Origin of the sequence: Prauserella rugosa (assembly GCF_000719975.1) — a bacterium.
Lineage (GTDB): Bacteria > Actinomycetota > Actinomycetes > Mycobacteriales > Pseudonocardiaceae > Prauserella > Prauserella rugosa.
The window spans coordinates 153,040-176,934 of sequence record NZ_JOIJ01000002.1; the positions used below are offsets into that span (position 1 = coordinate 153,040).

Genomic DNA, 23,895 nt, shown 5'->3' on the forward strand with positions numbered 1-23,895 from the left:
AACGGATCCCATGGACATCACACTCGAGATCAACGGCACCACCGAACACCTCGATGTGGACCCCGGCGTGACACTCCTCGACGCGTTGCGGGAACGCCTCGGCGTCACCGGGCCGAAGAAGGGCTGCGACCGCGGGCAGTGCGGCGCCTGCACCGTCCACATCGGAGGCAGAACGGCGCTGTCCTGTCTCACCCTCGCCGCCACGGTGACCCAACCCGTCACCACCGTCGAGGGACTGTCGGACGACGACCGGCTCCACCCGGTGCAACAGGCCTTCGTCGACCAGGACGCACTGCAATGCGGGTTCTGCACGCCCGGGCAGATCATGTCGGCCGTCGCCGCCACCGAACAGGGCATCGACGAGCCCGACGAGGTTCGCGAGTTCATGTCGGGCAACCTCTGCCGCTGTTCGGCCTACCCCAACATCGTCGCGGCCGTGCGCCAGGCCGGGGCGGGAAGGCGGACCGATGCGACCGTTTGACCTGACCGCACCCACCACGCTCGACGACGCCGTCGACCCGGGCCACACCGTCCTCGCGGGCGGCACGACCCTCGTCGACCTCATGAAGCTGGACGTACTCACCCCGCAGCGGGTGGCCGACATCAACGCCCTGCCGCTGCGCGGCATCGGCACCGGCACCGGTGGCGGACTCCGCATCGGGGCGCTCGAGCGGATGAGTGACGTCGCCGAACATCCCGACGTGCCGGTGGCGGTGCGCCGAGCGCTGGCGCTCAGCGCGTCGCAGCAACTGCGCAACATGGCCAGCGTCGGCGGCAATCTGATGCAGCGCACCCGGTGCGGATACTTCCGTGATACCACCATGCCGTGCAACAAACGCCGTCCCGGCAGCGGCTGCGGCGCGCTCGACGGCAACACCCGCACGCACGCCGTCCTCGGCACGTCCGAGCACTGCGTGGCGACCCACGCCAGCGACCTCGCCGTCGCACTCGTCGCACTCGACGCCGAACTGCGGCTCGTCGGCGCCGACGGACCGCGCACCCTCGCGTTGGCCGACTTCTACCGCACGCCCGGTACGACTCCGGAGGTCGAGAACGCCCTCCGCAGCGGAGAGCTGATCACCGAGATCGTCGTCCCGGACCCTGCGGGCGCGGCGAACTCGACGTACGTGAAGGTCCGCGACCGCAGTTCCTACGAGTTCGCCCTCTGCTCGGTCGCCGCCACGCTCGACGTCCGCGACGGCATCGTCACCGAGGTCCGGATCGCCGCAGGCGGGGTCGCCACGATGCCCTGGCGGCTGCCCGGTGTCGAGGCCGCTCTCCGCGGCGAACCCGCGACGGAGGCGTCCTTCGCCGCCGCGGCCGAGGTCGCCGCCCACGGAACCCGGCCGTTGGCCCACAACGGATTCAAGGTGCCGCTGCTGCAGCGAACCATCGTCCGCGCACTGCTCGAACTGACCGAAGGGACCGCCGCATGACCGCCAGACCGGATGCCCCGCTCAAGGTCACCGGCCGCGCGAGGTACGCACTCGACAACACCGCAGACGGTGGTGTCGGTGAGGTCGGCACGGCGTACGGGTACCTGTTGCTCAGCACGGTCGCGGGCGGGGAGCTGGCGGCCATGGACGTCGACGCCGTTCGGGCCGCGCCCGGGGTACTCGGCGTGTACACGCCGTTCGAACCGCTCACCCTGCACCCGGTGGACTCGGCGTTGCTCGGTCCGATGTGGCTTCCCCTGCAGGACAAGGACGTGCGCTACCACGGCCAGCCGATCGGGTTCGTCGTCGCGGAGACGTTCGAGCAGGCACGGGACGCCGCCGCCCTCGCCGAGGTCACCTACCACGAACGGCCCACGGCCACGTCGTTCTCCGACGGCATCGACTCCGCCGTCGACGCGCAACCCGCGGCCAGGCAGGTACCTCCGTCCCTGACCGTCCTGTCCGACGGTGTCGAGTCCATCGAGGACGCGCTCGCCGCGAGCGACGTGACCGTCGACGCGACCTACGAGACAGCGCCGCAGAACCATGCGGCGCTCGAACCGCACTCGGCGTTGGCGGTATGGGCCGACGGCCTGCTCACCGTGTACACCGGCAACCAGGCTTCGCACCTCGTGGCGGCAGACCTCGCGAGCGCCCTCGGCCTTCCCGCCGAGGCCGTGCACGTCGACAACCCCGTCGTGGGCGGTGCCTTCGGTGGTAAGGCCACGTCGATGCCCGCGGTGCTCGCGTCGGCGGCGGCACAGGCGCTGGGCAGGCCGGTCAAGGCCGCGCTCACGCGGGAGCAGGTGTTCACCGCGACGGCCAACCGGCCCGCGACGATGCAGCGGGTCGCCCTCGGCGCACGCCGGGACGGCGGTCTGGTCGCCGTGCGGCACGACTCGTGGTCGGCGACGACGCGTGACCTCGGCTTCGTCGAGCCGACCTCGCACGGCACGTCCCGCGAGTGGTACAGCACGGAGAACCTGGCGATCAGCCAGAAAGCGGTGCCGCTCGACATGCCTCCCGCGACCTTCATGCGCGCACCCGGTGAGGCTCCGGGATCGTTCGCCCTCGAAAGCGCCGTCGACGAGCTGGCCGACGCCCTCGGCATGGATCCCGTGGCGCTGCGCCGCCGCAACAGTTCGATGGCACCCGCGGGCGAGGATCTGCAGTGGTCGAGCAAGCACCTCGACGAGTGTTTCGACATCGGAGCCGCCCGGTTCGGCTGGGCCGACCGCACCCCTGGCGGCAGGGCCGACGGCGACTGGCTGGTCGGCATGGGCACCGCGACCGCGATGTTCCCCGGGCTGCGGTTTCCCGCCACGGTGGGCGTGACGCTGCATGCCGACGACACCGCAGCCGTCGCGACGGCGGGTGCCGACCCCGGCACCGGTCTGCTCGGCGTACTGCGGACCGTCGGAGCCGAGTCGCTCGACGTTGAACCGGAGCGCGTCAGCCCGCGCCTGGGCGATTCGCGGCTGCCGCCCGGCGGGTTGTCCGGCGGTTCCACGGCCACCGCGAGCGCAGGTTCGGCGACGATGGTGGCTGCGAGCACGGCCATCGAGCAGTTGCTCGCACTGGCGGCCTCGGCCGACGGGCCGTTCCACGGCCACGAGGTGGGCTACGCCCGCGGCAGCGTCCACGCCCTCGACGCCCCGGACCGCGAACCGATGACGTTCGGCGAGGTGCTGACGGCCACCGGCCGGACGTCGCTGGCCGCCACTGGCAGCACCGCACCCGGGGAGGAGACGACGAAGCACTCGTTCGGCTCGTGGGGTGCGCAGTTCTGCGAGGTGCGGGTGCACCGGCTGACCAGGGAGGTCCGGGTGTCGCGCCTGCTCGGGGTCTTCGATGCCGGCCGGATCATCAACCAGCAGACCGCGCGCAGCCAGCTCATGGGCGGCATGATCTGGGGCGTGTCCGCGGCGCTGCACGAGGGCATCGAGTTCGACGCCGACGGCAGAGTGTCCAATCACGACCTCGCGGACTATCTCCTGCCTGTCAACGCCGACATCCCCGACGTCGACGTCCGGTTCGTCGAGCATCCCGACACCCTGCTCAGCGACCTCGGCGCCCGGGGCCTCGGGGAGATCGGCATCGTCGGTGTCGCCGCTGCCGTCGCCAATGCGGTGTACAACGCGACCGGCATCCGCGTCCGCCGGATCCCGATCCGCATCGAGGATCTCCTCGAGGCCGGCTGACGGCCCACGCTGCCCGTGGGCGGGTCACCGGCTATTCCCGGCGGCCCGCCCACGGGTGACCTACAACACGATCACGCCGAGCGGCACCGCGATGATCAACAAGACGATGCTGAACGCCCACATCGGCAGGAACGAGTAGCGAATGTGCTTGCCCAGATCCACGCCGGCGAGTCCGACACCGAGCCACACCGATGCGTTGAACGGGCTGATGTAGGTACCGATGATGTTCCCGACGAGCACCGCGTAGACCACCGTGAGCGAACCGGCACCCAGCTGGGTCGCCGCGTCGTGCACCAGCGGAAGAAGCGCGAAGTAGTGCGCGTCGGTGCTGAGTACCAGCTCGAGCGGCATTCCCAGGACACCCACGATCAGGTGCAGGTACGGGACCACGGCTTCGGGCAGCAGGCCGATCATGTCGGAAGCCAGCGATCGCAGCATCCCCGATTCCTCCATGACGCCAAGAAAACAGCCGGCGGCGAGGATGATCCCGCCGGTGCCGAGCGCGCTGCCTCCGTGAGCCCGGATCCGTTCCATCTGGTCGGACACCTTCGGGTAGTTCACGACGAGCGCCGCGCTGAGACCGAGCATGAAGACCAGTCCGGCGGGCAGTACGTCGGCCACCAGAACCCCGAGCACGGACAACACCAGCACGGCGTTGAACCACGGAAGGTGCGGGCGGCCGTCGACCGCGTTCTGCGGCGTGTCCTGATCGCCGCCGGCGTCCGCGGCACCCCGCACGACCGTGTCGACGCCGCCAGTACCGACGCCGCCGGTGTCGCCGGTCGCCGATGCGCCGCGTCGGGACGGCTGCGCACCACTGGTGTCGTCGGTACCGCCCGTTGCGCGTGCCGAGGTCGCAACCACCTCGGATTCCTGGACCACGGCCGCTCGCGCGATCCGCCGGTTCTCCCGCAGCCCGAGTAGTGCGGCCATGCCGAGCAACAGCACGATACCCACCACCTGCAACGGAATCAGGCCGTGCCACAGCTCGATGGGGTCGTGCCCAGTCACGGCGCCGGCCCGCCCGACCGGCCCGCCCCACGGCAGCATGTTGAGAATCGCCATGCTGGTGCTGAGCAGGAGCATCAGCAGATACGGACTCATGCCGAGACGTTTGTACAGCGGCAGCAGCGCCGGGATCGCGATCAGGTAGGACGTGGCGCCGGACCCGTCGAGGTGACACACCACTCCGATGATCACCGTGACCATCGCGACGCCGACCACGTTGCCGCGGCTGACCCGCACCATGAGATTGATCAGCGGATTGAACAGGCGGACGTCGTTCATGATGCCGAAGAACAGGATCGCGAACACCAGCATCACGGCGACATTGAGCACCGACGACAGCCCGGATTCGAAGAACTCTCCGAGCTCCTCGGCGTTGAATCCCGCGAGGAACGCCCCGACGGTGGGAATGACCGTCAGACCGACGATCGGGGCGATGCGGCCGAGGATCAGCAGCGTCGCGATGGCTGCGATCACCCCGAAGCCGACAATACTGAGCATGGGCGCTTCTCCTGCCTCCGTTGGTCGAGTTCGCCCGCCGTCCCCCGGGCAGGTTGTTTCACCCGGATGTACGACGATTTGCGACATCATGAACCGGGCGTGGCTGCGCCCACGAGCGTTGTGTGCATTGGATCGGTAATGGTCGTATTGGTCTCACCCCCGGCATCGGCAGCGTCCGAGGCAGGGCGGGCCGGAGCATGAGGCCGCGGCGTCGCAGGCCGGCCCGCCTGTCGTTGACCGGCTACCTGTTCGTGGCCATCACGCTCCTGCTGCTCGGGAGCCTGCTCGCCGCGGGTGCACTGTGGACGGTGACCCAGTACCGCGAGGTGCGCGACAACTACGCGTACCGGGCGCTGACGCTGGCCCAGTCGGTCGCGGCACTGCCGAGCGTGCGGGACTATCTCGCCGACCCGCAGCATCGCGGGGACATCGCCGGTCTCGCCGAGAACATCCGCCGTGCGGCCGACATCCGATACGTGGTCATCGTCGACGCCGACGGCATCCGCCACTCCCACCCCGACCCGTCCCAGATCGGCGGACGCCCCCACACCGATCCGGGCCCGGTGCTGGCCGGCGACACATGGACCGGAACCGAATGGGGTCCAGCCGGCACGACGTTGCGGGCCCGGGTGCCGGTGAACAGCGAGGCAGGCAGCGTCGTCGGCTACGTGTCGGTCGGCGTGCTGTCGTCCCGGGTCTCGCTCGCCGCGACGAGCACACTGCCCACGATCGCCGGCGCGCTCGCACTCGCGCTGGTCGTCGGTGCGGGCGGGGCCTGGCTCATCTCGCGCCGGATCCGCGCGAAGACCCACGGGCTCGAACCGCGGGAGATCACCGAACTCCTCGAAGGACGCGAAGCGCTCCTCTACGCCATATCGGAGGGCGTACTCGCCGTCGACGCCGACGGCTCCGTACTGCTGGCGAACGATTCGGCCCGCACGATGCTCGGCCTGCCCGACGACTGTGTGGGACGCACGCCGGCCGAACTCGGACTGCATCCCCGGCTGCGCTCGCTGGTCGAGGCCACCGCACCAGCTCCCACCGACAACACCGCCGGCGAGACCTCCGAAGAGACCAACGACGAGACCGACGGCGGCTCGGGCGAACTGTTCGTTCCCGTGGGCGAACGACTGCTGGTGTGCGATCGCCGGCGGGTCCGCATCGGCAACGGACGCGTCGGCACCCTCGTGACCCTCCGCGACCACACCGAGCTGGTGCGCCTCGGTGGGGAACTGGACGGCGTGCGCACGATGGTCGGCGGGCTACGAGCGCAGACCCACGAGTTCGCCAACCGGATCCACACCGTGAGCGGCATGCTCGACCTCGGCGCGGTGGCGGAGGCGCGGCAATACCTGTCGGAGCTGTCGGCCACCACGACCGAGGCGGCGAGCCGGGTGTCGGAACACATCGGGGACGCGGCGGTGGCCGCACTCGTGCTGGCCAAGTCGGCGCAAGCAGCCGAGCAGGGCGTGGACTTCGAACTCTCCCCGCTCAGCGACGTGCCCGGTGACCTGCCCACCCGGATGCGCGACGACGTCCTGCTGGCCGTGGGCAATCTCGTCGACAACGCGCTGGAGGCCGTCGGCGCGCGGGGGTGGGTGGAGCTGCTCGTGCGCAGACACGACGACGAGCACCGGTTGCTGGAGATCCGCGTCACCGATTCCGGCCCCGGCCTCGACCCGGACGTGGCCGACTCGGTGTTCACCGCGGGCGTGAGCACCAAGGACACCAGCACGAAGAACGGCCCGCGCGGCCTCGGCCTCGCACTCGTGCGCCAGGCGTGCCGCCGGTGGGGCGGATGGGTCGAGGTCGACGTCACCGAGGAGACCGTGTTCAGCGCGTTCCTGCCCGTGCGAGAGGATGCCCGCTAGCGCTCGGCCGGGGTGATCGGCCACCTGGCGGGCCGAGACGGACGCGGATCCGCAACGCAGAACCGCCCGAACGCCACACTGCCGAGAAGGAAAGGTGCCATCGCGTGCTGTCGGTGCTCATCGTCGACGACGACGCACGCGTCGCCCGCAACCACGCCGACTGCGTCGCCGCGATGCCCGGCTTCACCGTGGCGGGCATCGCGCACACGGGTGGATCGGCGCTCGAGGCGGTCGCCGCACACCGGCCGGACCTCGTCCTGCTCGACCTGTACCTGCCCGACATGTCGGGCCTCGACGTGCTGCATCGCCTGCGCACGCTCACCGGCGCCGACGACACACCTCCCGTCGACGTCCTCGTGATCAGCGCGCTGCGGGATCTCGACAGCGTGCGCGCGGCCATGCACGGCGGAGCGCTGTACTACCTGATCAAACCGTTCGAACTCAGCGCGCTGCGCGAACAGCTCGAGCGGTTCGCCACTGCCCGCAGCAAGCTCAGCGGACTGGACCAGGTGACCCAACACGACGTCGACAGCGTCTTCGGCGTGCGCAGACCGGCCCAGCGGCGTGAGCTGCCCAAGGGCCTGACCGCTGAGACCGCCCGCCTGGTCGCCGAGACGCTCCGTGCGGCCGGAACGGATCTGTCCGCCGTCGAGGTCGCCGAACGCGCCGGGATCGCCCGGGTCACGGCGCGCCGCTACCTCGAGTACCTGTGCGCCGACGGACGTGCCGAACTGCGCATGCGGTACGGATCGGCGGGCCGGCCCGAACACCGCTACCGCTGGCAGGGGTAGGTCATGTCCAGGAGGGTTGTGCAGGCGGGTCACCGTCCGCGGTAGCGCAACGGCGCCTCGGGCCTGCGGTCGTCGAGGACACGCGCCGTCAGCCATGCCAGCCCGTCGGCGGTCCGGCCCGGCGTGGCCGAGGGCTGCACGACGTGACTAAGCACCGTGCGCACGAGCGTGTCGATCAGGACGTCGGTCTGCTCGTCGGCCAGCCCGCTGCGGTACGCGCGCACGCGGGAGGCCACGAACGTCGCCGCTTCCGCCACCAGCGTGTCCGCCCGCGTGGTCAGAAGCGGCAGGAGTTCGGTGTCCGAGCCGTGGGTGGCCGAGGCGACCGCGCGCAGCAACACGTTGTCGCCCGCCAGCTCCAACACGCCGCGGGCCGCGTCGTGGATCGCCTCGGGCAGGTCGTCCGGATGCCGGTCGAACGCACCGCGCACGACGGCGAGGAACCGGTCCAGCTCGTGGGCGACCATGGCTTCGGCCAACGAGGGTTTCGACCCGACCTCGTTGTACACCGTCTGCCTGCTCACTCCGACGACGTCGGCCAGCCGCGCCATCGTCACCGCCGACCAGCCCTCACGCGCGGTGATGTCGATCGCCGCCGCGATGATCGGACCCCGATACTGACCGCCGGCCACGCGCGCGGCCGGACGCGCCTCCTCCATGATCGTCATTCTAGGCCGCCGCCCGCCCCCGAGCCCGCCTCGCCGCTGCTCACACCCGCACCCGCCCGGGGGCCACGAAGTCGACCTTCTCGCGCACCCCGCAGTCGGGGCAGCACCACGAGTCCGGGATCGCCGACCACGGCGTCCCCGCGGGGAATCCCTCCCGTGGATCGCCGGTCGCCTCGTCGTAGACGTAGCCGCAACCGGGGCACATCCCGCCGTCGGTGGCATCGCCACGGGTGTCCTCCCCGACCACCGCGCCGACGCCGGCCGCACCCTTTTCGGCACCGGAGTCGGCGCCGGAGCCGGAGTCGGGCCGGCCGTAGCGCGCGAGGATCTTCTCCCGCTTGCCCGGCTGGATGTTGGCCCGCGTGATGTCGCCGTCGAAGTGGGCGAGCACCCGTGGGTCCATCACGCGCCGCCACAGCGGCGGGATCAGGGCGAGCACGATCATCCCGGCGTAGCCGGTCGGCAGCACCGGCGATTCGGGGAAGTCCCGCAACGTCTGGTAGCGGCGCACCGGGTTCGCGTGGTGATCGCTGTGCCGCTGCAGGTGGTACAGCAGCACGTTCGTGGCGATGTTGTTGGAGTTCCAGCTGTGGCTCGGGTCGACGCGTTCGTAACGCCGCCGCTCGGGGCTGCCCCGCTTCTGCCGCAGCATGCCGTAGTGCTCCATGTAGTTGACGATCTCGAGCAGGGAAAACCCGACCACCGCCTGAATGAGCAGATACGGCAACACCCCGATGCCCAGCCACGCGATCATCACCGACCACAGCACGGCCGACATCAACCACGCGTTCAGCACGTCGTTGCCGATGCGGAACGGATGCCGGTCGCGCCGCGCGTACCGCTTGCGCTCCAGGCGCCACGCCGAACGCAACGATCCGACGACCGTGCGCGGCCAGAACCGGTAGAAGCTCTCCCCCACGCGACTGCTCGCGGGGTCCTCCGGCGTCGCCACGCGGACGTGGTGGCCCCGGTTGTGCTCGATGTAGAAGTGCCCGTAGAAGCTTTGGGCCAGAGCGATCTTCGACAGCCACCGCTCGTGGCTCTCCTTCTTGTGGCCGAGTTCGTGGGCGGTGTTGATGCCGATACCGCCGACGCAGCCGACCGTGATCGCCAGGCCGACCTTGTCCACCGTCGACAGATCGCCGCGCATGATCAGCCACAGGGCGACGACGAACCCCGCGTACTGGATCGGCAGGTACGCGTACGTCACCCAGCGGTAGTAGCGGTCGTTCTCCAGCTGTTCGAGAACGTCGTCCGGCGGATTGCTGCGGTCCAGGCCCGCCACCAGGTCCAACAGCGGCACCACGACGAGGATCACGATCGGGCCGATCCACAACCACACGCCCCACCCGGTGGCCTCACGCAGGCCGATCGCCAGGAACACCAGCGAGGGCACCACGAGGCCGATCAACCACAGGTACCGCTTCCGGTCCGTCCACTCCTCGGTCCCGCCCGTGGCCGCCGGGCGGGAAGCCATGGGGCGGGAAGCCGCCGCGGGTGCGTCGTCGCTCATCTCCGACCTCCTCGTCGAGGTGCCCTCACAACCGACCGAGAACCAGGTTGTACATCGAGACGTCGAATGTAAACCCGACTGGACACGGTTAGCCATTTTGTAAACCGATTGGCGGAGCGAGCTCGCACCGCAGACGTGTGGTCGGGCGCGGGTGTCGAAGATCTGGACAGTCGGGCCGTGTGATCCGGATTACGTTCGAGCGATCACCGTGAGCACCGTGAGCTCGAGGAGAACCCCATGGACCGACTGCGTTTCGGCACGTTCCTGGCCCCGTTCCACCCGGCGGGCGAGAACCCGACCCTGGCCCTGCAGCGCGATCTCGACCTCGTCGCCCACCTCGACGCCTGCGGGTACGACGAGGCCTGGATCGGCGAACACCACTCGGCTGGCACCGAGCTCATCGCCTCCCCGGAGATCTTCATGGCCGCGGCCGCCGAGCGGACCAGGAACATCAAGTTGGGCACGGGCGTGACCTCGATCAGCTACCACAATCCGCTGTGGGTGGCCGAGCGCATGGTGTTGCTCGACCACCTCACCCGCGGCCGCACGATGCTCGGCTGCGGGCCCGGCTCGCTGCCGAGCGACTCGATGATGCTCGGCCTGACCCCCACGGACACCCGCGAACTGATGGAGGTCGACCTCGACATCATCATGCGCCTCCTGCGCGGCGAGAGCGTCACCGAGCAAACCCGCACGCACAACCTCGTCGACGCGCGCCTGCACCTGCGGCCCTACACCCAGCCGTGTTTCGACATCGCCGTCGCCGCGGTCGCGTCCCCGACCGGCCCGCGCCTGGCCGGCAGGTACGGCACCGGCCTGCTGTCCATCGGCGCGACCATGACCCAGGACGGCTTCGACGCACTCGCCCACCACTGGGGCGTCGTCGAGGAACGCGCCGCCCACTACGGGCAGTCCGTGTCGCGGCGCGACTGGCGGCTCGTCGGCCTCATGCACGTGGCCGAGACCCGCGAGCAGGCCTACCGGGACGTGGAGTACGGCATCGAGGCCTGGTTCGACTACTTCCAGCACACCGCCGCGTTCCCGCAGATGGCCGTCGAGGGCAACCGGCTCCGCGAGATGATCGACTTCATCAACGAGGCGGGTATCGGCGCCATCGGCACGGTCGAGGACGCCCGCGCCCAGGTACAGAAGCTGTGGGACCAGTCGGGCGGATTCGGGTGCATGCTCCTGCTGGCGCACGAGTGGGCCAACCCGCAGGCGACCAAACGTTCCTACGAACTCATCGCCCAGCACGTGATGCCGCACTTCCAGGGCGGAACGGTCTCGCACGCACAGCAGACACTCGAGGCGCGGCAACGGGCACGGAGCACCCGCGAGGACTACGCCGCCGCGCAGCTCAAGGCCGTCGAAACGATGACCGAACGCTACGAGAAGGAGAAGGCGGAGCAGTCCTGACACACCGGACTCCGGACGCGGACCGGTGCGGGTCTGCACCGCGCCGGTTCTCAGGCGAGCAGACGCCGGGCCCGCTCGCGCAGTTCCGTCGTGCGGATCTTCGATCCGTTGGTGCCGACGGTCATCGGCATCTCGTCGATCACCTGAACCAGGTGCGGCACCTTGAACCGCGCGAGCGTCCGCGCGCACCACTCCCGCAGCTCCTCCGGATCGAGCGCCTCGCCCGCATCGGGATCGGGTTCGACGAACGCGACGGTGCGCGTCTGCCCTGCCACCGGTACGCCCACCACCTTCGCCCTGACCACGCCCGCGTGCTCGGCGATACGCAGCTCGATCTCGGCCGGTTCGACGAGAAAACCCTTGAGCCGTAGCGAATCCCCCATCCGGCACAGGTAGTCGAAGCTGCCGTCGTCGCGTACGAGTCCGAGATCCCCGGAGCGGAACCAGCCGTCGGCGGTGAACGAACGCGACCGGATCGACCCGTCGTGGTCCCCGAGGTAGGCGTCCACGACGGGATAACCGCGGAACTGCAACTCTCCCGGTTCCCCCTCGGCAGGAGACTCGCCGGTCACGGGATCGACGGCGCGCACACCGATCGCCGGGGACACCGGGCGTCCGCCGCCCCGCCAGCGCTCGGGTGCCGCGTCGTGCACTCGCCAGAACGCCACGAGCGAGAACACCTCGCTCGAACCGTAGACGCCCATCGCGGGTGTGCCCGTGTCGTCCTCGGCCCACGCGGACGCCTCGAGCGAGTCGCCGTAGAAGTCGGCCATGAGCATCCGCCGCCACGCGGGTACCGCCACCGGCTCGTCCCGCCAGCTGGCCATGAGCCGTCCCACGACGTCGTCGGCACAGGCCAGGTGGGTCACGCCGAACTCGGCCATGTGCCGCAGCACCAGCGCGGGATCGAAGCGGGGTTCGAGCAGTGCCGCACCACCGGCGCCGATCGCCGTGATCGCGGGCACGTAACCGAAGACGCCGGACAACGGCAGCACGATCAGGCTCACGGACATCGCGTCCCAGTCGCCTGCGGCGGCGACGTTGCGAGCGTGGGCGGCCACCGCGCTCCCGCGATGCGCAGCCAGCTTCGGCCTCCCCGTCGATCCCGACGTGGTGAACGCGACGGCGAGCTCGTCGGGGACACCGCGCAGCACCTCGGGATCCAGCGGCGCCGTGACGTCCCATCCGCTCGGCACCCACGCGCCGGCTCCGACGTCGTACCGCGGGAGAACCCCGTCGTCCGAAACGTCGGGAGCGTCCACACCGGACCCCTCGTCGCCCGGCGTCCGGTCGTCCCGCGGCCCACAGCCGGCCGGGCCCGCCACCACGGCCACCGACGGTGGTGCGGTGTCGGCGCGGTCCACAGCGGACGCGAGCGTGCCCGCCAGGTCGAGGTCCAGGAAGCCGTGGGCGACCGCGACGACCGCGGGGCGGGCACGGTCGAGCACGTGGGCCACGTCGTCGACGCCGTAGCGGGTGTTGACGCCGATGACGTGCGCGCCGAGCGAGGCCGCGGCGAACTGCCAGACCAGTGACTCCGACCAGTTCGGCAGCCACACCCCGACGCAGTCGCCCGTGCCCACCCCGCGGGCCCGCAGGTCCTCGCGCAGGGCGACCGTCCTGCGCCACAGTTCGCCGCGCGACACCCGGCGCGGCCGCTCGCCGCCGTCGATGATCGCCGTTGCCTCGGCGTCCGCCGCCACCGTGCCGGCGAGCAGGTCGGTCAGCGTCTCGTTCGGACGGGAGACGTCGCTCCTCCCTTGTGGACCGTTCACGCCACCCTCCTCGGGGTCCGGTCGCCGAGTTCGCCGAGCCATCGGTGGAGCTCGCCCGCAAAGCCCTCCATTTCCTCCATCGGGTAGTGACCGATGCCCTCGAGCACGGTCAGGCGAGCCTCGGGGATGGCCTCGGCCGTCGCGCGAACGTCGGCCGGCTCGACCCACAGATCGTCCCGGCCCACCACCAGCCGCACCGGGCACGCGATCGACGGCAGTCCGTCGCGGACGTCGTGGGTCGCCCAGCCGATGAGGTCGCTGGTGGAGATCTCCGGATCCTCCCTGCGGTGCATCCGCGCGATCAACTCCGCGCGCGCGGCAGGCACCCTGTCGCCGACGACGGCGAGGGTGCCGAGGTAGGTCCGGTCGGACCGGCTGGGGGCGGCCGCGTCGATCAGCTCCCGTTCCAGGCCACGGACGCTCGGGCGCGGCTCGTCGGATCCGCCGTAGGCCGCCATCGCGACCACTCCGGACAACTGCGCACCCCGGCGGACGGCCAGGTGCAAAGCGATCGCTCCGCCGATCGAACATCCGACGACGAACGGCCGTTCCAGCCCGAGGACGTCGATCAGGTCCTCGCACCACGCGGCGTAGTCCGCCAGGTCCCGCACGGGGCCACCGGGCGCGGGCTCCGACCGTCCGTGTCCGGGCAGGTCCGGCACCACGACGCGATACCCGAGCGCGGCCAGTGCCGGGTGGGTGTCGCGCCACTGCACGCCGTTCTGTCCCGCGGTGTGCAGGCACAGCACCGGCGTACCCGCCCCTTCCTCGAGCACGAACGAGCGCGTGCCCGCGATCTCCAGGTACCGCGCGCTCATCTCTGCCCTCATCGCTGCAGTCATCTCTGCAGTCATGGCCGTCCTCCCGCCGCGGCGAACCCGGCCGGTGCGCCCGCCAGAGCGCGTGCCTCGTCGACCAGTGCCGTCAGCGCAGCCGTGAGCCGCAGGTACTCGTACGCGCTGCCGGACACGGAGAACTCGTCCCGCATCGCGCGTTTCGTGAAGTCGTTCACGGGGCCGGTGAGCAGGCGCGCCCACGTCACGTCGGCGGCACCGAGCACGAACGTCGGCGCGTGCGGCATCCGCGTCCCGCAGTCGAGGATCCGGCCGCGGAAGATGCGCAGCAGCACCGTGTCGGCGCCGAACCGCAGCCCCACGGTGCCGTCCCAGCCGCCGGTGGCCTCGGTGAACGCCTCCGATGCGCTCAGGCGGCCGGCCAGTGCCCGCACCCAGGCCGGCGACGGGAACGCCGTTCCGGCGCGCTCCTCGGCGTCGTCGACGGCGTGCCGGGCCGTCACCAACGCCGACGTGGTGCCCTCCTGGACGAGCGCACCGTCGTGGTTGCGCACCGCGACGTGGCGTCCGATCACCCCGTTGCGCAGGGACGACGCCCGCCGGGCACGGGTCACGGTCATCTCGTAGGTGACCGAGTCACCGACATGGATCGGCGCCACGAAGTCCCACCGGGTGTCGAACGCCGCTTCGACGTGCCCGGACAGCCCACGATCGTGATGCCAGCCGAAGAACGCCGCCAGGCCCAACGGGCCGTGCACCAGCGGACGTCCGTCCGCGGTGTGGCCCGGCTCCGTGTGGAGCGCGGCGCGATCACCGCTGAGCTCGGCGAAGGCCGCCACCACCTCCGCCGAGAACGTCCGCGGCGGTCCCGTGAACGTGCGGCCGACGACGAAGTCCTCGAAGTACGGCGACTCGCCCGCCACGGCGTGGCCCGCGTGCGCGCCCTCGTCCATCGCCCGCCCTCTCCGACGACATGAACAACTGTTCTTGTCCTCGACACAACCAGGCCGACTGACGCGCTGTCAACACGTCCCACCGCCGCACGCGGCCTCGGATACCGTGGACACATGAATGCCCGTTCTCCGGAATCCCTCGTGCGCGACACCGGTCGCCGCAACGAGGCCGTGATCCTCAACGCCGCACTCCAGGCGTTCGGCACCAGCGGCTTCAACGGCGCCTCCATGCGCGACGTCGCCAAGGGCGCGGGCACCAGTCTGTCCAATCTGTACAACTACTTCCCCTCGAAGTCGAAGCTGCTGGCCGCGGTTCTCCGGCACGCCAACGAGGAACTGCGCACCCGCGTACTGCGCGCCGTCGACGAGGCCGGGGACGACGCCCCGTCCCGCCTGCGCGAAGCGGTACGCGCCCACGTGGGATTCGTCGTCGACCACCAGGTCGCCACACTGGTGGCGACGAACGAGGTCCGTTACCTCGATCCGGCCGACCACGCCGAGCTCGTCTCGCACCGTGACGCGACACAGGCGACGTTCGAGCGGATCGTGGCCCAGGGCGCCGAGGACGGTAGCTTCCGCACGCCCTACGCCGACGACGCGGCGCGCGCCATCCTCGGAGCCGTGGCCGCCATCGCCTCGTGGTACCGGCCGGACGGGCCGTTGAACAGGGGTCAACTGGCCGAGCAGTACGCCCGGTACGCGCTCGCACTGCTCGAAGGCCCGCTCCCCCGCTGACTGGACTGGCGGCGCTTACGGCACTGACAGCACCGAGGGCGCCGGCCGCACCTGCTCCCCGCCTCCGTCGCACCCTTGCCCGGGCACGGTGGGCTGACTAACGTGCACGAACGATCGTTCTCGTTCCCCGCCGTGCACGGTCTCCCGTTCCCGGCACCACGGCCGCAACGACGCGACCCGGAGGTGGACCCGTATGAACCAGCCCGCTCACGCCACGAAGATGGGACGACTCGCCGCCGCGGCGGTGTTCGCCACCGCCCTCGAATGGTTCGACTTCCTGATCTACGCCACGGCCGCGGCCCTGGTCTTCGGCCCACTGTTCTTTCCCGCCGCCAGTCCGGTGGCGGGGACCCTGGCCTCGTTCGCGACGTTCGCGGTCGGCTTCGTCGCCAGGCCACTCGGCGGCATCATCGCCGGACACGTCGGTGACCGGTTCGGCCGCAAGCCACCGTTGGTGGCGGCCATGTTGCTGATGGGGGTGGCGACGTGCGCGATCGGCCTGCTGCCCGGCTACGCCACGATCGGCATCTGGGCGCCGATCCTGCTGGTCGTGGCACGTCTGGTCCAGGGACTCGGAGTCGGGGCGCAGTGGGGCGGAGCCGCGCTCCTGCTCACCGAGCACGCACCCGTGTCGCGCCGCGGTTTCTACGGCAGCCTCGTACAGACCGGCGCCATCTTCGGCGCGGTAGCGGGGAACCTGTTCTTCGTCCTGCTCACCACCGTGCTCACCGAGGAGCAGTTCAACGCGTGGGGCTGGCGCCTGCCGTTCCTGTCCGGCGTCGTCCTGGTGCTCATCGGGTGCTACGTGCAGCTGAAGATCGAGGACACGCCGGTGTTCCGGGAGTTGCAGCAGCAGACGGCCGAGTCCCGGCGCCAGGCCGGGCTGCGCAAGGCTCCGCTCGTGGAGGCGGTGCGTTCACACTGGAGGCAGATCCTGCAGGCGGCCGGCGCCTTCTTCGTCGTCAACGCCACCTTCTACTTCCTGATCAGCGGCATGCTGAGCTACGCGACCACCGAGGTCGGCATGTCCAGGACGACGATCCTCTGGTGCGTCATGATCAGCGGACTCACCCAGGTCGTGAGCATGCCGCTGTTCGGCGCACTGACCGACCGGATGGGCACGCGGAAAAAGCTCTACCTCATCGGCACGGTGCTCATGGCGGCGTTCGCGTTCCCGATGTTCTGGCTCGTCGACACCGGGTCCGTGCCGCTGGTGTTCGTCGCGCTCATCGTGGCGTTCACGATCCACGCCACGATGTACGGCCCGCAGGCCACGCTCTACGCCGAGATGTTCCCCGCGGACGTGCGTTACTCCGGCGCATCGTTGGGCTACCAGTTCGCGTCGGTGTTCGCGGGCGGACTCGCACCGTTCATCACGACGGCACTGCTCGCCGCGACGGGGAGTTCCTGGTCGATCGCGCTCTACATCATCGCCACGGCGGTGATCACCTTCGTGGCGGTCGCCTCGATCCGGGAACGCTTCCAACGCGACCTCTACGAAACCTCGGCGGCCGAGAGCGCCCAGGTCGCACGCTGAACGCACGCGGCCGGCCCGCGGCGTCGATCCGCCGCAGGCCGGCCGTCCACTGTGTCCCCACCGCTGCGGGATCCGCGGACCCCGGGCCCCCGACTCCCGGGATCCGGAGGTGTCCCCAGGTCCCCCATGCCCCCGGTGTCCTCGGTGTCCTCGGTGTCCTCAGTGGAGGGTCTTGAGTGCCTCCTTGCCGAAGGGAACCAGCTCGCTCTCCCGGCCGTCGAGCACCTTGCGGGCCCACTCCGGGTCGGCCAGTAGCGCCCTGCCGACGGCGACGAGGTCGAACTCGTCGCGTTCGAACCGCTCCAGCAGACGTTCGATACTCTCGACTCCCGCGCCCGCACCGCGGAACGTGTCCACACCGAACACGGCGTCGAGACCGACGGATCCGACCGTGATGACGGGCTTTCCGGTGACCTTGCGCGCCCAGCCCGCGATGTTCAGCTCTGCATCGTGTTCGGGGAACTCCGCCTCCCAGTACCGGCGACCCGAGGCGTGGAAGGCGGTCACGCCGGCCTCCGAGATCGGCCCCAGCACGGCCTGCAGCTGATCCGGCGTCGTCGCGAGTTTCGCGTCGTAGTTGTCGGCCTTCCACTGCGAGAACCGGAACACGACGGGAAAGTCCGGTGCCACACGCTCACGCACCGCACGGACGATGTCGGCCGCGAACCGACTGCGCGACGCCTCGTCACCGGCGTAGGCGTCCGTGCGGCGATTGGTGCGGCTCCAGAGGAACTGGTCGATGAGGTAGCCATGCGCACCGTGCAGTTCGATCCCGTCGAACCCGATGCGTTCGGCCTCGGCGGCACCCTCGGCGAAGGCCTCGATGATCCGGTCGACGTCGGCGCTCGACAGCGCCTCGCCCGCGTCCGGCGTGCCGTCGAGAGCGACACCGGAGGGGCCCACCGACGGCGCCTCCGGATATGGCGCGTTGCCGGCCACCCGCTGGATACCGATGTGCCACAGCTGCGGCATGATCGCGCCGCCCTCGGCGTGCACGGCGTCCACGACGCGTTTCCACCCGGCCAACGAGGCCTCACCGTGGAACCGCGGGGCGCTGTCCATGTCCCCTGCCGACGGGTGGTCGACGTAGGTGCCCTCGGTGATGATCAGGCCGGTGCCCGCGGCCGCGCGACGGCTGTAGTACGCCGCGACGTCCTCACCGGGAATGCCATCCGGCGAGAATCCTCTGGTCATGGGTGCCATCACGATGCGGTTCGGCAGTTCGGCCGAGCCGAGGGCGAACGGACGGGCCAGGGCCTGTGCCGCGCGTGTGGACATGCTGCTCCTGTCGATCGGGAGGAAAATTGCTCCCGTCAAAGGTACATATCTCGCGGCAGACTGTAACTGTGTCGCGCACCATTCCAGGGCGAGCTGCGCCGGGTGGGTAAGCTCGACCTGCCGGCTCCGGAAGGGTGGTGACCGACATGCTGGACATCAGGTTCTCGAGTGCGCTCAAGGCGATGCTCTACCTCGCCGTCGCCGCCGAACGGGACGCGCCGGATCCGTCGGCGCACCAGTCGCCGGAGCAGCACTCGCCGACCCTGAGTTCGGCCCAGCTCGCCGAGGTGCTCGGCACCAATCCGAGCCTGGTCCGCAAACTCCTCGTCCCCCTGGTGCGTGCGGGCCTGGTCGAATCGACGAAGGGGCGGGCAGGAGGTGCGCGGCTCGCCAAGCCGGCCTCGCAGATCACGCTGGCTGAGATCTACCGATGCTCGGTCGGCGACAAACCGCTCTGGGCCTGCCGGCCCGACGGCGCCGCTTCGTGCGAGGTGACGGCCAACACCGCCGAGTTCTTCTCCCGGCTCAGCGCCGACACCGAGGACGCGGTCCTCGACGTGCTCGGCAGGCGCACGTTGGCCGACAGCCTGGCCGAGGTCCGCAGCCTCGGCTCGCAGACCCCCGCCGGCTGAACGCGGGCGGCGCGTCACGCCTCGGCGAGGCGGGAGCCCGTCAGCGTGGCCAGTTCCTGCGCAAGTTTGCGGTGCTCGCGGCCCACCAGCGGACCCCACTGCACGGCCCGCGAGGTGATCCCCAGTTCCAGCCGGCTTCCCGCCGGGTCGGCGTACACGACGCCCGGGAAGAAGAACCCCCACGTGGCGAACGAGGGACGCGACGACACGACGAAGCGCCCGGACGCCGGGTCGGCGTCCTCGAGGCGATATCCCTGCGGGCAATACTGGGTGACCCACGCGTACAACGCCTCCGGCGGCGCCGAGGACCACAACACGATGCGCCGCTTGGTCATCGCGATCGAGGCGACGGAGCCCTTGCGCGTGGTGGCGACGAGGAACATGACACCGGCGGCGACGAGCGCACCGGCCATCGCGCCGATGACGATCACGGGATCCATGCCGGCAGTATCACCGACGAGCCGCCCTCATCGGCGCAGCATGCGGTAACCCGGAGCAGCGTGTCGCCCGGTGCGTGGACACCGGCTGGAGCGCCGAATCCGGCACGCGGAGAAGAAGTGTGCGCCCCATCGGCGTCGGGTAACCGTGGATCGGTTCCAGCAGCGGGACGTTTCCTCATTTCCTCTCCGAAGAAAGGAACCGATCATGATGCGCCTGTTCGCTCACGTGCGGTCCTTCGTCCGTGACCTCAACCGGTGCCACGACCGTATGTGCGGCCGCGAGACCCACTGACCGCACACGCGCTCGCCCGTCAGCCCGCACCCGCCGCGCGAGGCCGGCCCGGCACCAGGCCGCCGGCCCACGCGGGACCGGCACCGACGGCGTCGTTCCACGGCGAGCCGCCCCATGCGGGTGCCGAGCGGGTGAACGCGTCCCCCCAGGCGGCCGGCGACTCGGGTTCCTCCGTGGCACCGGCCGCCGCCGCACGCCGGACGTCCCGGCGCGGGGAGTTCTCCCGTGCGGCTCGCTCCCGCAGTGCGACGACGCCCGCGGCGACGTGCACCGCGTCCGCCACCGAAGGACGCCAGGCGACCCGCGTGTCGAGGCCGGCCAGTGCGGCCACTCGACGCACGGGAGCGCTGCCGACGACGGCGAGTTGTCTGCCGTCGTCGCTTGCGTCCAGACTGGCCTGCTCGAGGACTCGCGCACCGGCGACCGAACAGAAGTCCACGTGCGACAGATCCACCACCACGAGCGCCAGATCCCGTATGCGGTAGTGCCGCAACCGGTCCTCGAGCAGCGGCGCCGTGCCCAGATCGAGTTCGCCTACCGCTTCGCAGATCTCGACCCGCTCGTGAAACCGGATGCCGCGCACTTCCAGCGTCTGCCCCATACCCGTTCCGCCTCCCCCGAAATCGCCGTCGACGAACTCACGGGTGGGAATGCGCACAGCGGCCCACCCGCGTTGTGCGATACAGCGGAAATCGAAGTCCCGTGTGAGACGTGCCGGAGCCCTGAGCTCCCGCGACGTCCGCGAGGCGGCGCCTTCTTGACCGCGCCCGTTCACCGTAACAGCGGCCGGCCTGCGGTACGAGGTCCGTCGACCGTGCCGCCGTGGGCGCATGCACCGATCACCGAGGTGTCCGTGCACGGTGCGTGAACCCACTCGCTGCCCGTGCCGCCCACCGCACGCCGCCTCACCACACCGGACCGTTGCCCGGTCCGCGCTCTCGGCGATCACCCACCGCAGCGACCACGCGCCGACACCGACCGTCCCGCGCTCGACCGAATTTTCACTCCATTCAGTGACACAGTGGACATTGCGGACCACCTCCAGGTGGTTCTGCGTCACGTGCGGGTGAGACGCCGCTCGGCGGGGGCTTACCGTCCGGGTCAGACATACCGTGGCCGGCCGACGCCGAGCACGGACCGGGAACGACACCGGCCGTCCCGGACGGACCACGGGAAGGACACGCTTCATGAACCGACCTTCGACCGGCGGGCAGGGGTCCGCATCGCAGCACGACGGCCAAGTCCCCGACGAGGTGGCCGAGCACTTCACCTCCCTCACCCGCTCGCTGCTGGCCTCCAAGAACGTCTCCGAGGTCCTGGAACGGGTCGTCGACGCGTGCTGGCGGGTGATACCCGGTGCCGAGCTCGTCAGCATCACCCTGCGCGATCCCCAGGGCAGCTTCTTCACGCCCGTCGAGACCGACGAGCTGGCGACGGAGATCGACCGGCTCCAGTATCGATTCGACGAGGGGCCGTGCCTGTCGGCCGCGGACCCGGACGGGCCTGCGCTCGCCGCGAGCAACGATCTGTCGCGCGATTCCCAGTGGTTACGCTTCGGACCGGCGGCGAGCGAGCTCGGCCTGGTATCACTGCTGGCGACCTCGTTGTTCCCCGCGCACCGGCCGCCGCAGATCACCGGGGCCCTCAACATCTACGCCAAGCGGCCCGACGCCTTCGGGCCGGGCACGGCCTCGAGCGCCCTCTTGCTGGCCACTCATGCCTCCCTCGCCCTGGCCCACACCGACGCGGTGACCCGGGCCGCACTCGAGCGCGAACAGCTGCGCCGCGCGATCGACTCCCGTGACGTGATCGGACAGGCCAAGGGAATCCTCGTGGAACGCCGAGGGCTGTCGGCCGACGAGGCGTTCGACGTGCTGCGGACCACCTCGCAGCAGTTGAACATCAAGGTCGCCGAGCTCGCCGAACGGCTGACCGACGGCCACGCGCCCCGACTAGACGAGGAGTGACCGGCCCGAGGACACCGCGGCAACGATTCCCGGTGCCGCCCGTCCCGGTGCCGCCCGTCCCAGTGCCGCCCGTCCCAGTGCCGCCCGTCCCGGTGCTGCTGCCCGGGTGCGGCCGGGGTCAGCTCGGTTCCGCGGAGTTCAGCACCTCGGCCAGCACCGCCGCGTGGCTGTGGTCGACGTCCCGGGTGGCGGTCAGCAGCGTCACGGCCCCGTCGTCCGCCAGCCGGCGCAGGTGTGCGAGCGCCTCGGCCCGCTCGGCGTCGTCCAACTCGTCGAGGTAGCGGCGGCGGAACTCGGCGAATCGCTCGGGGTCGTGGCCGTACCAGGTGCGCAACTCGGTCGACGGCGCGACGGCGCGCAGCCATTCGTCGAATCCGGCGTCGGCCTTGCGCACACCGCGGGGCCACACCCGGTCCACGAGCACGGCCGCACCGCGATCCCGGCTGCTGCGGTCGTGATCGCGGTCGTAGACCCTGGCGTAGTCGACGCGATGTGCCATGGCTGCGTGCGGGACCGGCGACTCAGGCGGTACGGAAGAACCGGTCGAGCACGCGGACGCCGAACTTCAGCGCGTCGACCGGGACCCGTTCGTCGACCCCGTGGAACAGCGCCGAGAAGTCGAGGTCGGCAGGCAGCTGCAACGGTGCGAAACCGAAGTTGCGGATGCCGAGGCGCTGGAACGACTTGGCGTCGGTGCCCGCCGACAGCATGTACGGCAGGGTCCGCGCACCGGGATCCTCGGCGACGACGGCCGCGGTCATGGCGTCGACGATCGGTCCGTCGAACGTCGTCTCGACGGGCGGCAGCTCCATCCATTCGCGTTCGACGTCCGGGCCGAGCAGCTCGTCCAGCTCCCGATCGAACGCCTCGACCCGCCCCGGCAGGATGCGGCAGTCGACCGAGGCCTCGGCCACCGAGGGGATCACGTTCGACTTGTAGCCCGCGTCGAGCATCGTCGGATTCGCCGTGTCCCGCAGGGTCGCACCGATCATGCGCGAGATGTTGCCGAGCTTCGCGACGCTGCCTTCGAGGTCGTCGTCGGGAAAGTCCCAGCCGGTGATCTCGGTGACGCCGTCGAGGAACTCCCGCACCGAGTCCGACACGACGAGGGGGAACCGATGGTTGCCCAGCTTCGCCACCGCCTCGGACAGCTTCGTCACGGCGTTGTCGTGGTGGATCATCGACCCGTGGCCCGCGGTACCCCGAACCCGGAGCTTCATCCAGCGGATCCCGCGCTGCGCGGTCTCCACCAGGTAGGCGCGCACGTCGTCCTTGAGCGTGATCGAGAAGCCGCCCACCTCGCTGATCGCCTCGGTGGCGCCCTCGAACAGCTCCGGACGGTGCGACACGAGCCACTGGGCGCCGTACTTGCCGCCCGCTTCCTCGTCGGCGAGGAACGCGAAGATCATGTCGCGCGGGGGCACGATGCCGTTGCGCTTGTAGTGGCGTGCGAGCGCGAGCGTCATGCCGACCATGTCCTTCATGTCGACGGCCCCGCGCCCCCAGACGTAACCGTCCTGCACCGCACCCGAGAACGGATGGACCGACCACTCGGCGGGATCGGCCGGCACGACGTCGAGGTGCCCGTGCACGAGCAGCGCGCCCCGCGACGGATCCGCACCGGGGAGACGTGCGATGACGTTGTGCCGGTTCGCACCCCCTGACTCGACGTACTCGATCTCGTAGCCGACCTCGGTGAGCTTCTCGGCGACGTACTCGGCCGCCGCCTGCTCGCCGACGAGCGTGTCGGGATCTCCGGTGTTGGTGGTGTCGATGCGGATGAGCTCGCTGGTGAGGGTCACGGCCTCGTCGGCGGCCGCCTCGATCAGGGTGTCGGTCACGCACACCTTCCTATCACTGAGACCGTTGATGCAGGTGGGACACATGGTGCAGACGGGGCCGACCCCCCTGTGTGCGGCCTCCGACGCGTCCGCTACTCTATTCCCCAAGCAAGTCCGAGTGGCGGAATGGCAGACGCGCTAGCTTGAGGTGCTAGTGCCCGTAAAGGGCGTGGGGGTTCAAGTCCCCCCTCGGACACACATGGAAGGCTCGTGCTCCTCGGAGCGCGAGCCTTTTTCTTTGTCCCGCAC

General features: G+C 70.3%; 21 protein-coding genes and 1 tRNA gene. 11 read left to right on the top strand and 11 right to left on the bottom strand.

Annotation, left to right across the window (positions count from 1 at the left end; all coding sequences use genetic code 11):
• The first annotated feature begins 10 nt into the window (after positions 1–10).
• The 3 genes from IF64_RS0103275 to IF64_RS0103285 are packed head-to-tail and all read left to right on the top strand — an operon-like array spanning position 11 to position 3,637.
• Positions 11–481: a (2Fe-2S)-binding protein gene (locus tag IF64_RS0103275; RefSeq protein ID WP_030530485.1), complete on the top strand. Its 471-nt coding sequence runs from the start codon at positions 11–13 to the stop codon at positions 479–481.
• Complete coding sequence (locus tag IF64_RS0103280; protein ID WP_030530486.1) at positions 468–1,436, top strand: FAD binding domain-containing protein; 969 nt, start codon at positions 468–470, stop codon at positions 1,434–1,436. Before IF64_RS0103275 ends, IF64_RS0103280 begins: the two co-directional genes overlap by 14 nt.
• Entirely contained in the window at positions 1,433–3,637 is a 2,205-nt protein-coding gene (locus tag IF64_RS0103285; protein ID WP_030530487.1) for a xanthine dehydrogenase family protein molybdopterin-binding subunit, read from the top strand. The genes IF64_RS0103280 and IF64_RS0103285 overlap by 4 nt, the downstream gene beginning before the upstream one ends.
• Positions 3,638–3,697: 60 nt before the next feature.
• On the opposite strand, the gene IF64_RS0103290 is transcribed toward IF64_RS0103285, so the two are convergent.
• The gene (locus tag IF64_RS0103290; RefSeq protein WP_030530488.1) at positions 3,698–5,143 is read right to left on the bottom strand and encodes a CitMHS family transporter; all 1,446 of its coding nucleotides are present in this window, start codon (positions 5,141–5,143) and stop codon (positions 3,698–3,700) included.
• Between the two features lie 197 nt (positions 5,144–5,340).
• On the opposite strand from IF64_RS0103290, the gene IF64_RS0103295 reads away from it, so the two are divergent.
• Positions 5,341–7,014: an ATP-binding protein gene (locus IF64_RS0103295; RefSeq protein WP_030530489.1), complete on the top strand. Its 1,674-nt coding sequence runs from the start codon at positions 5,341–5,343 to the stop codon at positions 7,012–7,014.
• 104 nt (positions 7,015–7,118) lie between these two features.
• The gene (locus IF64_RS0103300) at positions 7,119–7,805 is read left to right on the top strand and encodes a response regulator (RefSeq protein WP_030530490.1); all 687 of its coding nucleotides are present in this window, start codon (positions 7,119–7,121) and stop codon (positions 7,803–7,805) included.
• Positions 7,806–7,834: 29 nt separating this feature from the next.
• On the opposite strand, the gene IF64_RS0103305 is transcribed toward IF64_RS0103300, so the two are convergent.
• Both IF64_RS0103305 and IF64_RS0103310 read right to left on the bottom strand, forming a co-directional pair.
• Positions 7,835–8,473, bottom strand: coding sequence for a TetR family transcriptional regulator (locus IF64_RS0103305; RefSeq protein WP_030530491.1), 639 nt, complete (start codon positions 8,471–8,473; stop codon positions 7,835–7,837).
• A gap of 40 nt (positions 8,474–8,513) precedes the next feature.
• Positions 8,514–9,950 (bottom strand): fatty acid desaturase, encoded by a 1,437-nt coding sequence (locus IF64_RS0103310; RefSeq protein ID WP_030530492.1) that lies wholly within the window; start codon positions 9,948–9,950, stop codon positions 8,514–8,516.
• A gap of 273 nt (positions 9,951–10,223) precedes the next feature.
• Between IF64_RS0103310 and IF64_RS0103315 the strand changes: the two genes are divergently transcribed.
• Entirely contained in the window at positions 10,224–11,402 is a 1,179-nt protein-coding gene (locus IF64_RS0103315; protein WP_030530493.1) for an LLM class flavin-dependent oxidoreductase, read from the top strand.
• Positions 11,403–11,452: 50 nt separating this feature from the next.
• On the opposite strand, the gene IF64_RS0103320 is transcribed toward IF64_RS0103315, so the two are convergent.
• From IF64_RS0103320 to IF64_RS25870, 3 genes are read right to left on the bottom strand one after another with little or no spacing between them, the layout of a single operon-like run.
• A complete protein-coding gene (locus IF64_RS0103320; RefSeq protein WP_211252515.1) occupies positions 11,453–13,177 on the bottom strand; it encodes an AMP-binding protein in 1,725 nt (574 codons plus the stop codon).
• Positions 13,174–13,995, bottom strand: coding sequence for an alpha/beta fold hydrolase (locus IF64_RS0103325; RefSeq protein ID WP_030530495.1), 822 nt, complete (start codon positions 13,993–13,995; stop codon positions 13,174–13,176). Before IF64_RS0103325 ends, IF64_RS0103320 begins: the two co-directional genes overlap by 4 nt.
• A 32-nt stretch (positions 13,996–14,027) precedes the next feature.
• Positions 14,028–14,924, bottom strand: a complete 897-nt coding sequence (locus IF64_RS25870) for a hotdog family protein (RefSeq protein WP_051757441.1) — start codon at positions 14,922–14,924, stop codon at positions 14,028–14,030.
• 114 nt (positions 14,925–15,038) lie between these two features.
• Between IF64_RS25870 and IF64_RS0103335 the strand changes: the two genes are divergently transcribed.
• Positions 15,039–15,659, top strand: a complete 621-nt coding sequence (locus IF64_RS0103335) for a TetR-type transcription factor C-terminal domain-containing protein (protein ID WP_036875675.1) — start codon at positions 15,039–15,041, stop codon at positions 15,657–15,659.
• A gap of 193 nt (positions 15,660–15,852) precedes the next feature.
• The gene (locus IF64_RS0103340) at positions 15,853–17,196 is read left to right on the top strand and encodes an MFS transporter (RefSeq protein WP_030530498.1); all 1,344 of its coding nucleotides are present in this window, start codon (positions 15,853–15,855) and stop codon (positions 17,194–17,196) included.
• A gap of 159 nt (positions 17,197–17,355) precedes the next feature.
• Here the strand turns inward: IF64_RS0103340 and IF64_RS0103345 are convergent, their stop codons facing one another.
• A complete protein-coding gene (locus IF64_RS0103345; RefSeq protein WP_030530499.1) occupies positions 17,356–18,474 on the bottom strand; it encodes an NADH:flavin oxidoreductase in 1,119 nt (372 codons plus the stop codon).
• A gap of 146 nt (positions 18,475–18,620) precedes the next feature.
• Here IF64_RS0103345 and IF64_RS0103350 point away from each other — a divergent pair, with 146 nt between their 5' ends.
• Positions 18,621–19,106: an RrF2 family transcriptional regulator gene (locus tag IF64_RS0103350; RefSeq protein ID WP_030530500.1), complete on the top strand. Its 486-nt coding sequence runs from the start codon at positions 18,621–18,623 to the stop codon at positions 19,104–19,106.
• Positions 19,107–19,120: 14 nt separating this feature from the next.
• Here the strand turns inward: IF64_RS0103350 and IF64_RS0103355 are convergent, their stop codons facing one another.
• Positions 19,121–19,546: a hypothetical protein gene (locus IF64_RS0103355; protein WP_030530501.1), complete on the bottom strand. Its 426-nt coding sequence runs from the start codon at positions 19,544–19,546 to the stop codon at positions 19,121–19,123.
• Between the two features lie 311 nt (positions 19,547–19,857).
• A complete protein-coding gene (locus IF64_RS27435; RefSeq protein ID WP_169741919.1) occupies positions 19,858–20,496 on the bottom strand; it encodes an STAS domain-containing protein in 639 nt (212 codons plus the stop codon).
• A 529-nt stretch (positions 20,497–21,025) separates the two neighbouring features.
• Between IF64_RS27435 and IF64_RS0103370 the strand changes: the two genes are divergently transcribed.
• Positions 21,026–21,805, top strand: a complete 780-nt coding sequence (locus IF64_RS0103370) for a GAF and ANTAR domain-containing protein (RefSeq protein WP_051757443.1) — start codon at positions 21,026–21,028, stop codon at positions 21,803–21,805.
• A 118-nt stretch (positions 21,806–21,923) separates the two neighbouring features.
• Here IF64_RS0103370 and IF64_RS0103375 read toward each other — a convergent pair whose 3' ends face one another.
• Together IF64_RS0103375 and IF64_RS0103380 are read right to left on the bottom strand one after the other, a co-directional pair.
• Positions 21,924–22,304 carry a DUF488 domain-containing protein gene (locus tag IF64_RS0103375; protein ID WP_030530504.1) on the bottom strand — a complete coding sequence of 127 codons (381 nt, stop codon included), beginning with the start codon at positions 22,302–22,304 and terminating at the stop codon, positions 21,924–21,926.
• Positions 22,305–22,326: 22 nt separating this feature from the next.
• Complete coding sequence (locus tag IF64_RS0103380) at positions 22,327–23,646, bottom strand: M20/M25/M40 family metallo-hydrolase (protein ID WP_030530505.1); 1,320 nt, start codon at positions 23,644–23,646, stop codon at positions 22,327–22,329.
• Positions 23,647–23,758: 112 nt separating this feature from the next.
• Here IF64_RS0103380 and IF64_RS0103385 point away from each other — a divergent pair.
• Positions 23,759–23,842 (top strand) — tRNA-Leu (locus IF64_RS0103385).
• Positions 23,843–23,895 lie beyond the last annotated feature (53 nt).

Bases quoted from the DNA above. Each gene is read 5' to 3' on its own strand.
- IF64_RS0103275 (WP_030530485.1), top strand. From the start codon at position 11: ATGGACATCACACTCGAGATCAACGGCACCACCGAACACCTCGATGTG.
- IF64_RS0103280 (WP_030530486.1), top strand. From the start codon at position 468: ATGCGACCGTTTGACCTGACCGCACCCACCACGCTCGACGACGCCGTC.
- IF64_RS0103285 (WP_030530487.1), top strand. From the start codon at position 1,433: ATGACCGCCAGACCGGATGCCCCGCTCAAGGTCACCGGCCGCGCGAGG.
- IF64_RS0103290 (WP_030530488.1), bottom strand. From the start codon at position 5,143: ATGCTCAGTATTGTCGGCTTCGGGGTGATCGCAGCCATCGCGACGCTG.
- IF64_RS0103295 (WP_030530489.1), top strand. From the start codon at position 5,341: ATGAGGCCGCGGCGTCGCAGGCCGGCCCGCCTGTCGTTGACCGGCTAC.
- IF64_RS0103305 (WP_030530491.1), bottom strand. From the start codon at position 8,473: ATGACGATCATGGAGGAGGCGCGTCCGGCCGCGCGCGTGGCCGGCGGT.
- IF64_RS0103310 (WP_030530492.1), bottom strand. From the start codon at position 9,950: ATGGCTTCCCGCCCGGCGGCCACGGGCGGGACCGAGGAGTGGACGGAC.
- IF64_RS0103315 (WP_030530493.1), top strand. From the start codon at position 10,224: ATGGACCGACTGCGTTTCGGCACGTTCCTGGCCCCGTTCCACCCGGCG.
- IF64_RS0103325 (WP_030530495.1), bottom strand. From the start codon at position 13,995: ATGAGCGCGCGGTACCTGGAGATCGCGGGCACGCGCTCGTTCGTGCTC.
- IF64_RS25870 (WP_051757441.1), bottom strand. From the start codon at position 14,924: ATGGACGAGGGCGCGCACGCGGGCCACGCCGTGGCGGGCGAGTCGCCG.
- IF64_RS0103335 (WP_036875675.1), top strand. From the start codon at position 15,039: ATGAATGCCCGTTCTCCGGAATCCCTCGTGCGCGACACCGGTCGCCGC.
- IF64_RS0103340 (WP_030530498.1), top strand. From the start codon at position 15,853: ATGAACCAGCCCGCTCACGCCACGAAGATGGGACGACTCGCCGCCGCG.
- IF64_RS0103345 (WP_030530499.1), bottom strand. From the start codon at position 18,474: ATGTCCACACGCGCGGCACAGGCCCTGGCCCGTCCGTTCGCCCTCGGC.
- IF64_RS0103350 (WP_030530500.1), top strand. From the start codon at position 18,621: ATGCTGGACATCAGGTTCTCGAGTGCGCTCAAGGCGATGCTCTACCTC.
- IF64_RS0103355 (WP_030530501.1), bottom strand. From the start codon at position 19,546: ATGGATCCCGTGATCGTCATCGGCGCGATGGCCGGTGCGCTCGTCGCC.
- IF64_RS0103370 (WP_051757443.1), top strand. From the start codon at position 21,026: ATGAACCGACCTTCGACCGGCGGGCAGGGGTCCGCATCGCAGCACGAC.
- IF64_RS0103375 (WP_030530504.1), bottom strand. From the start codon at position 22,304: ATGGCACATCGCGTCGACTACGCCAGGGTCTACGACCGCGATCACGAC.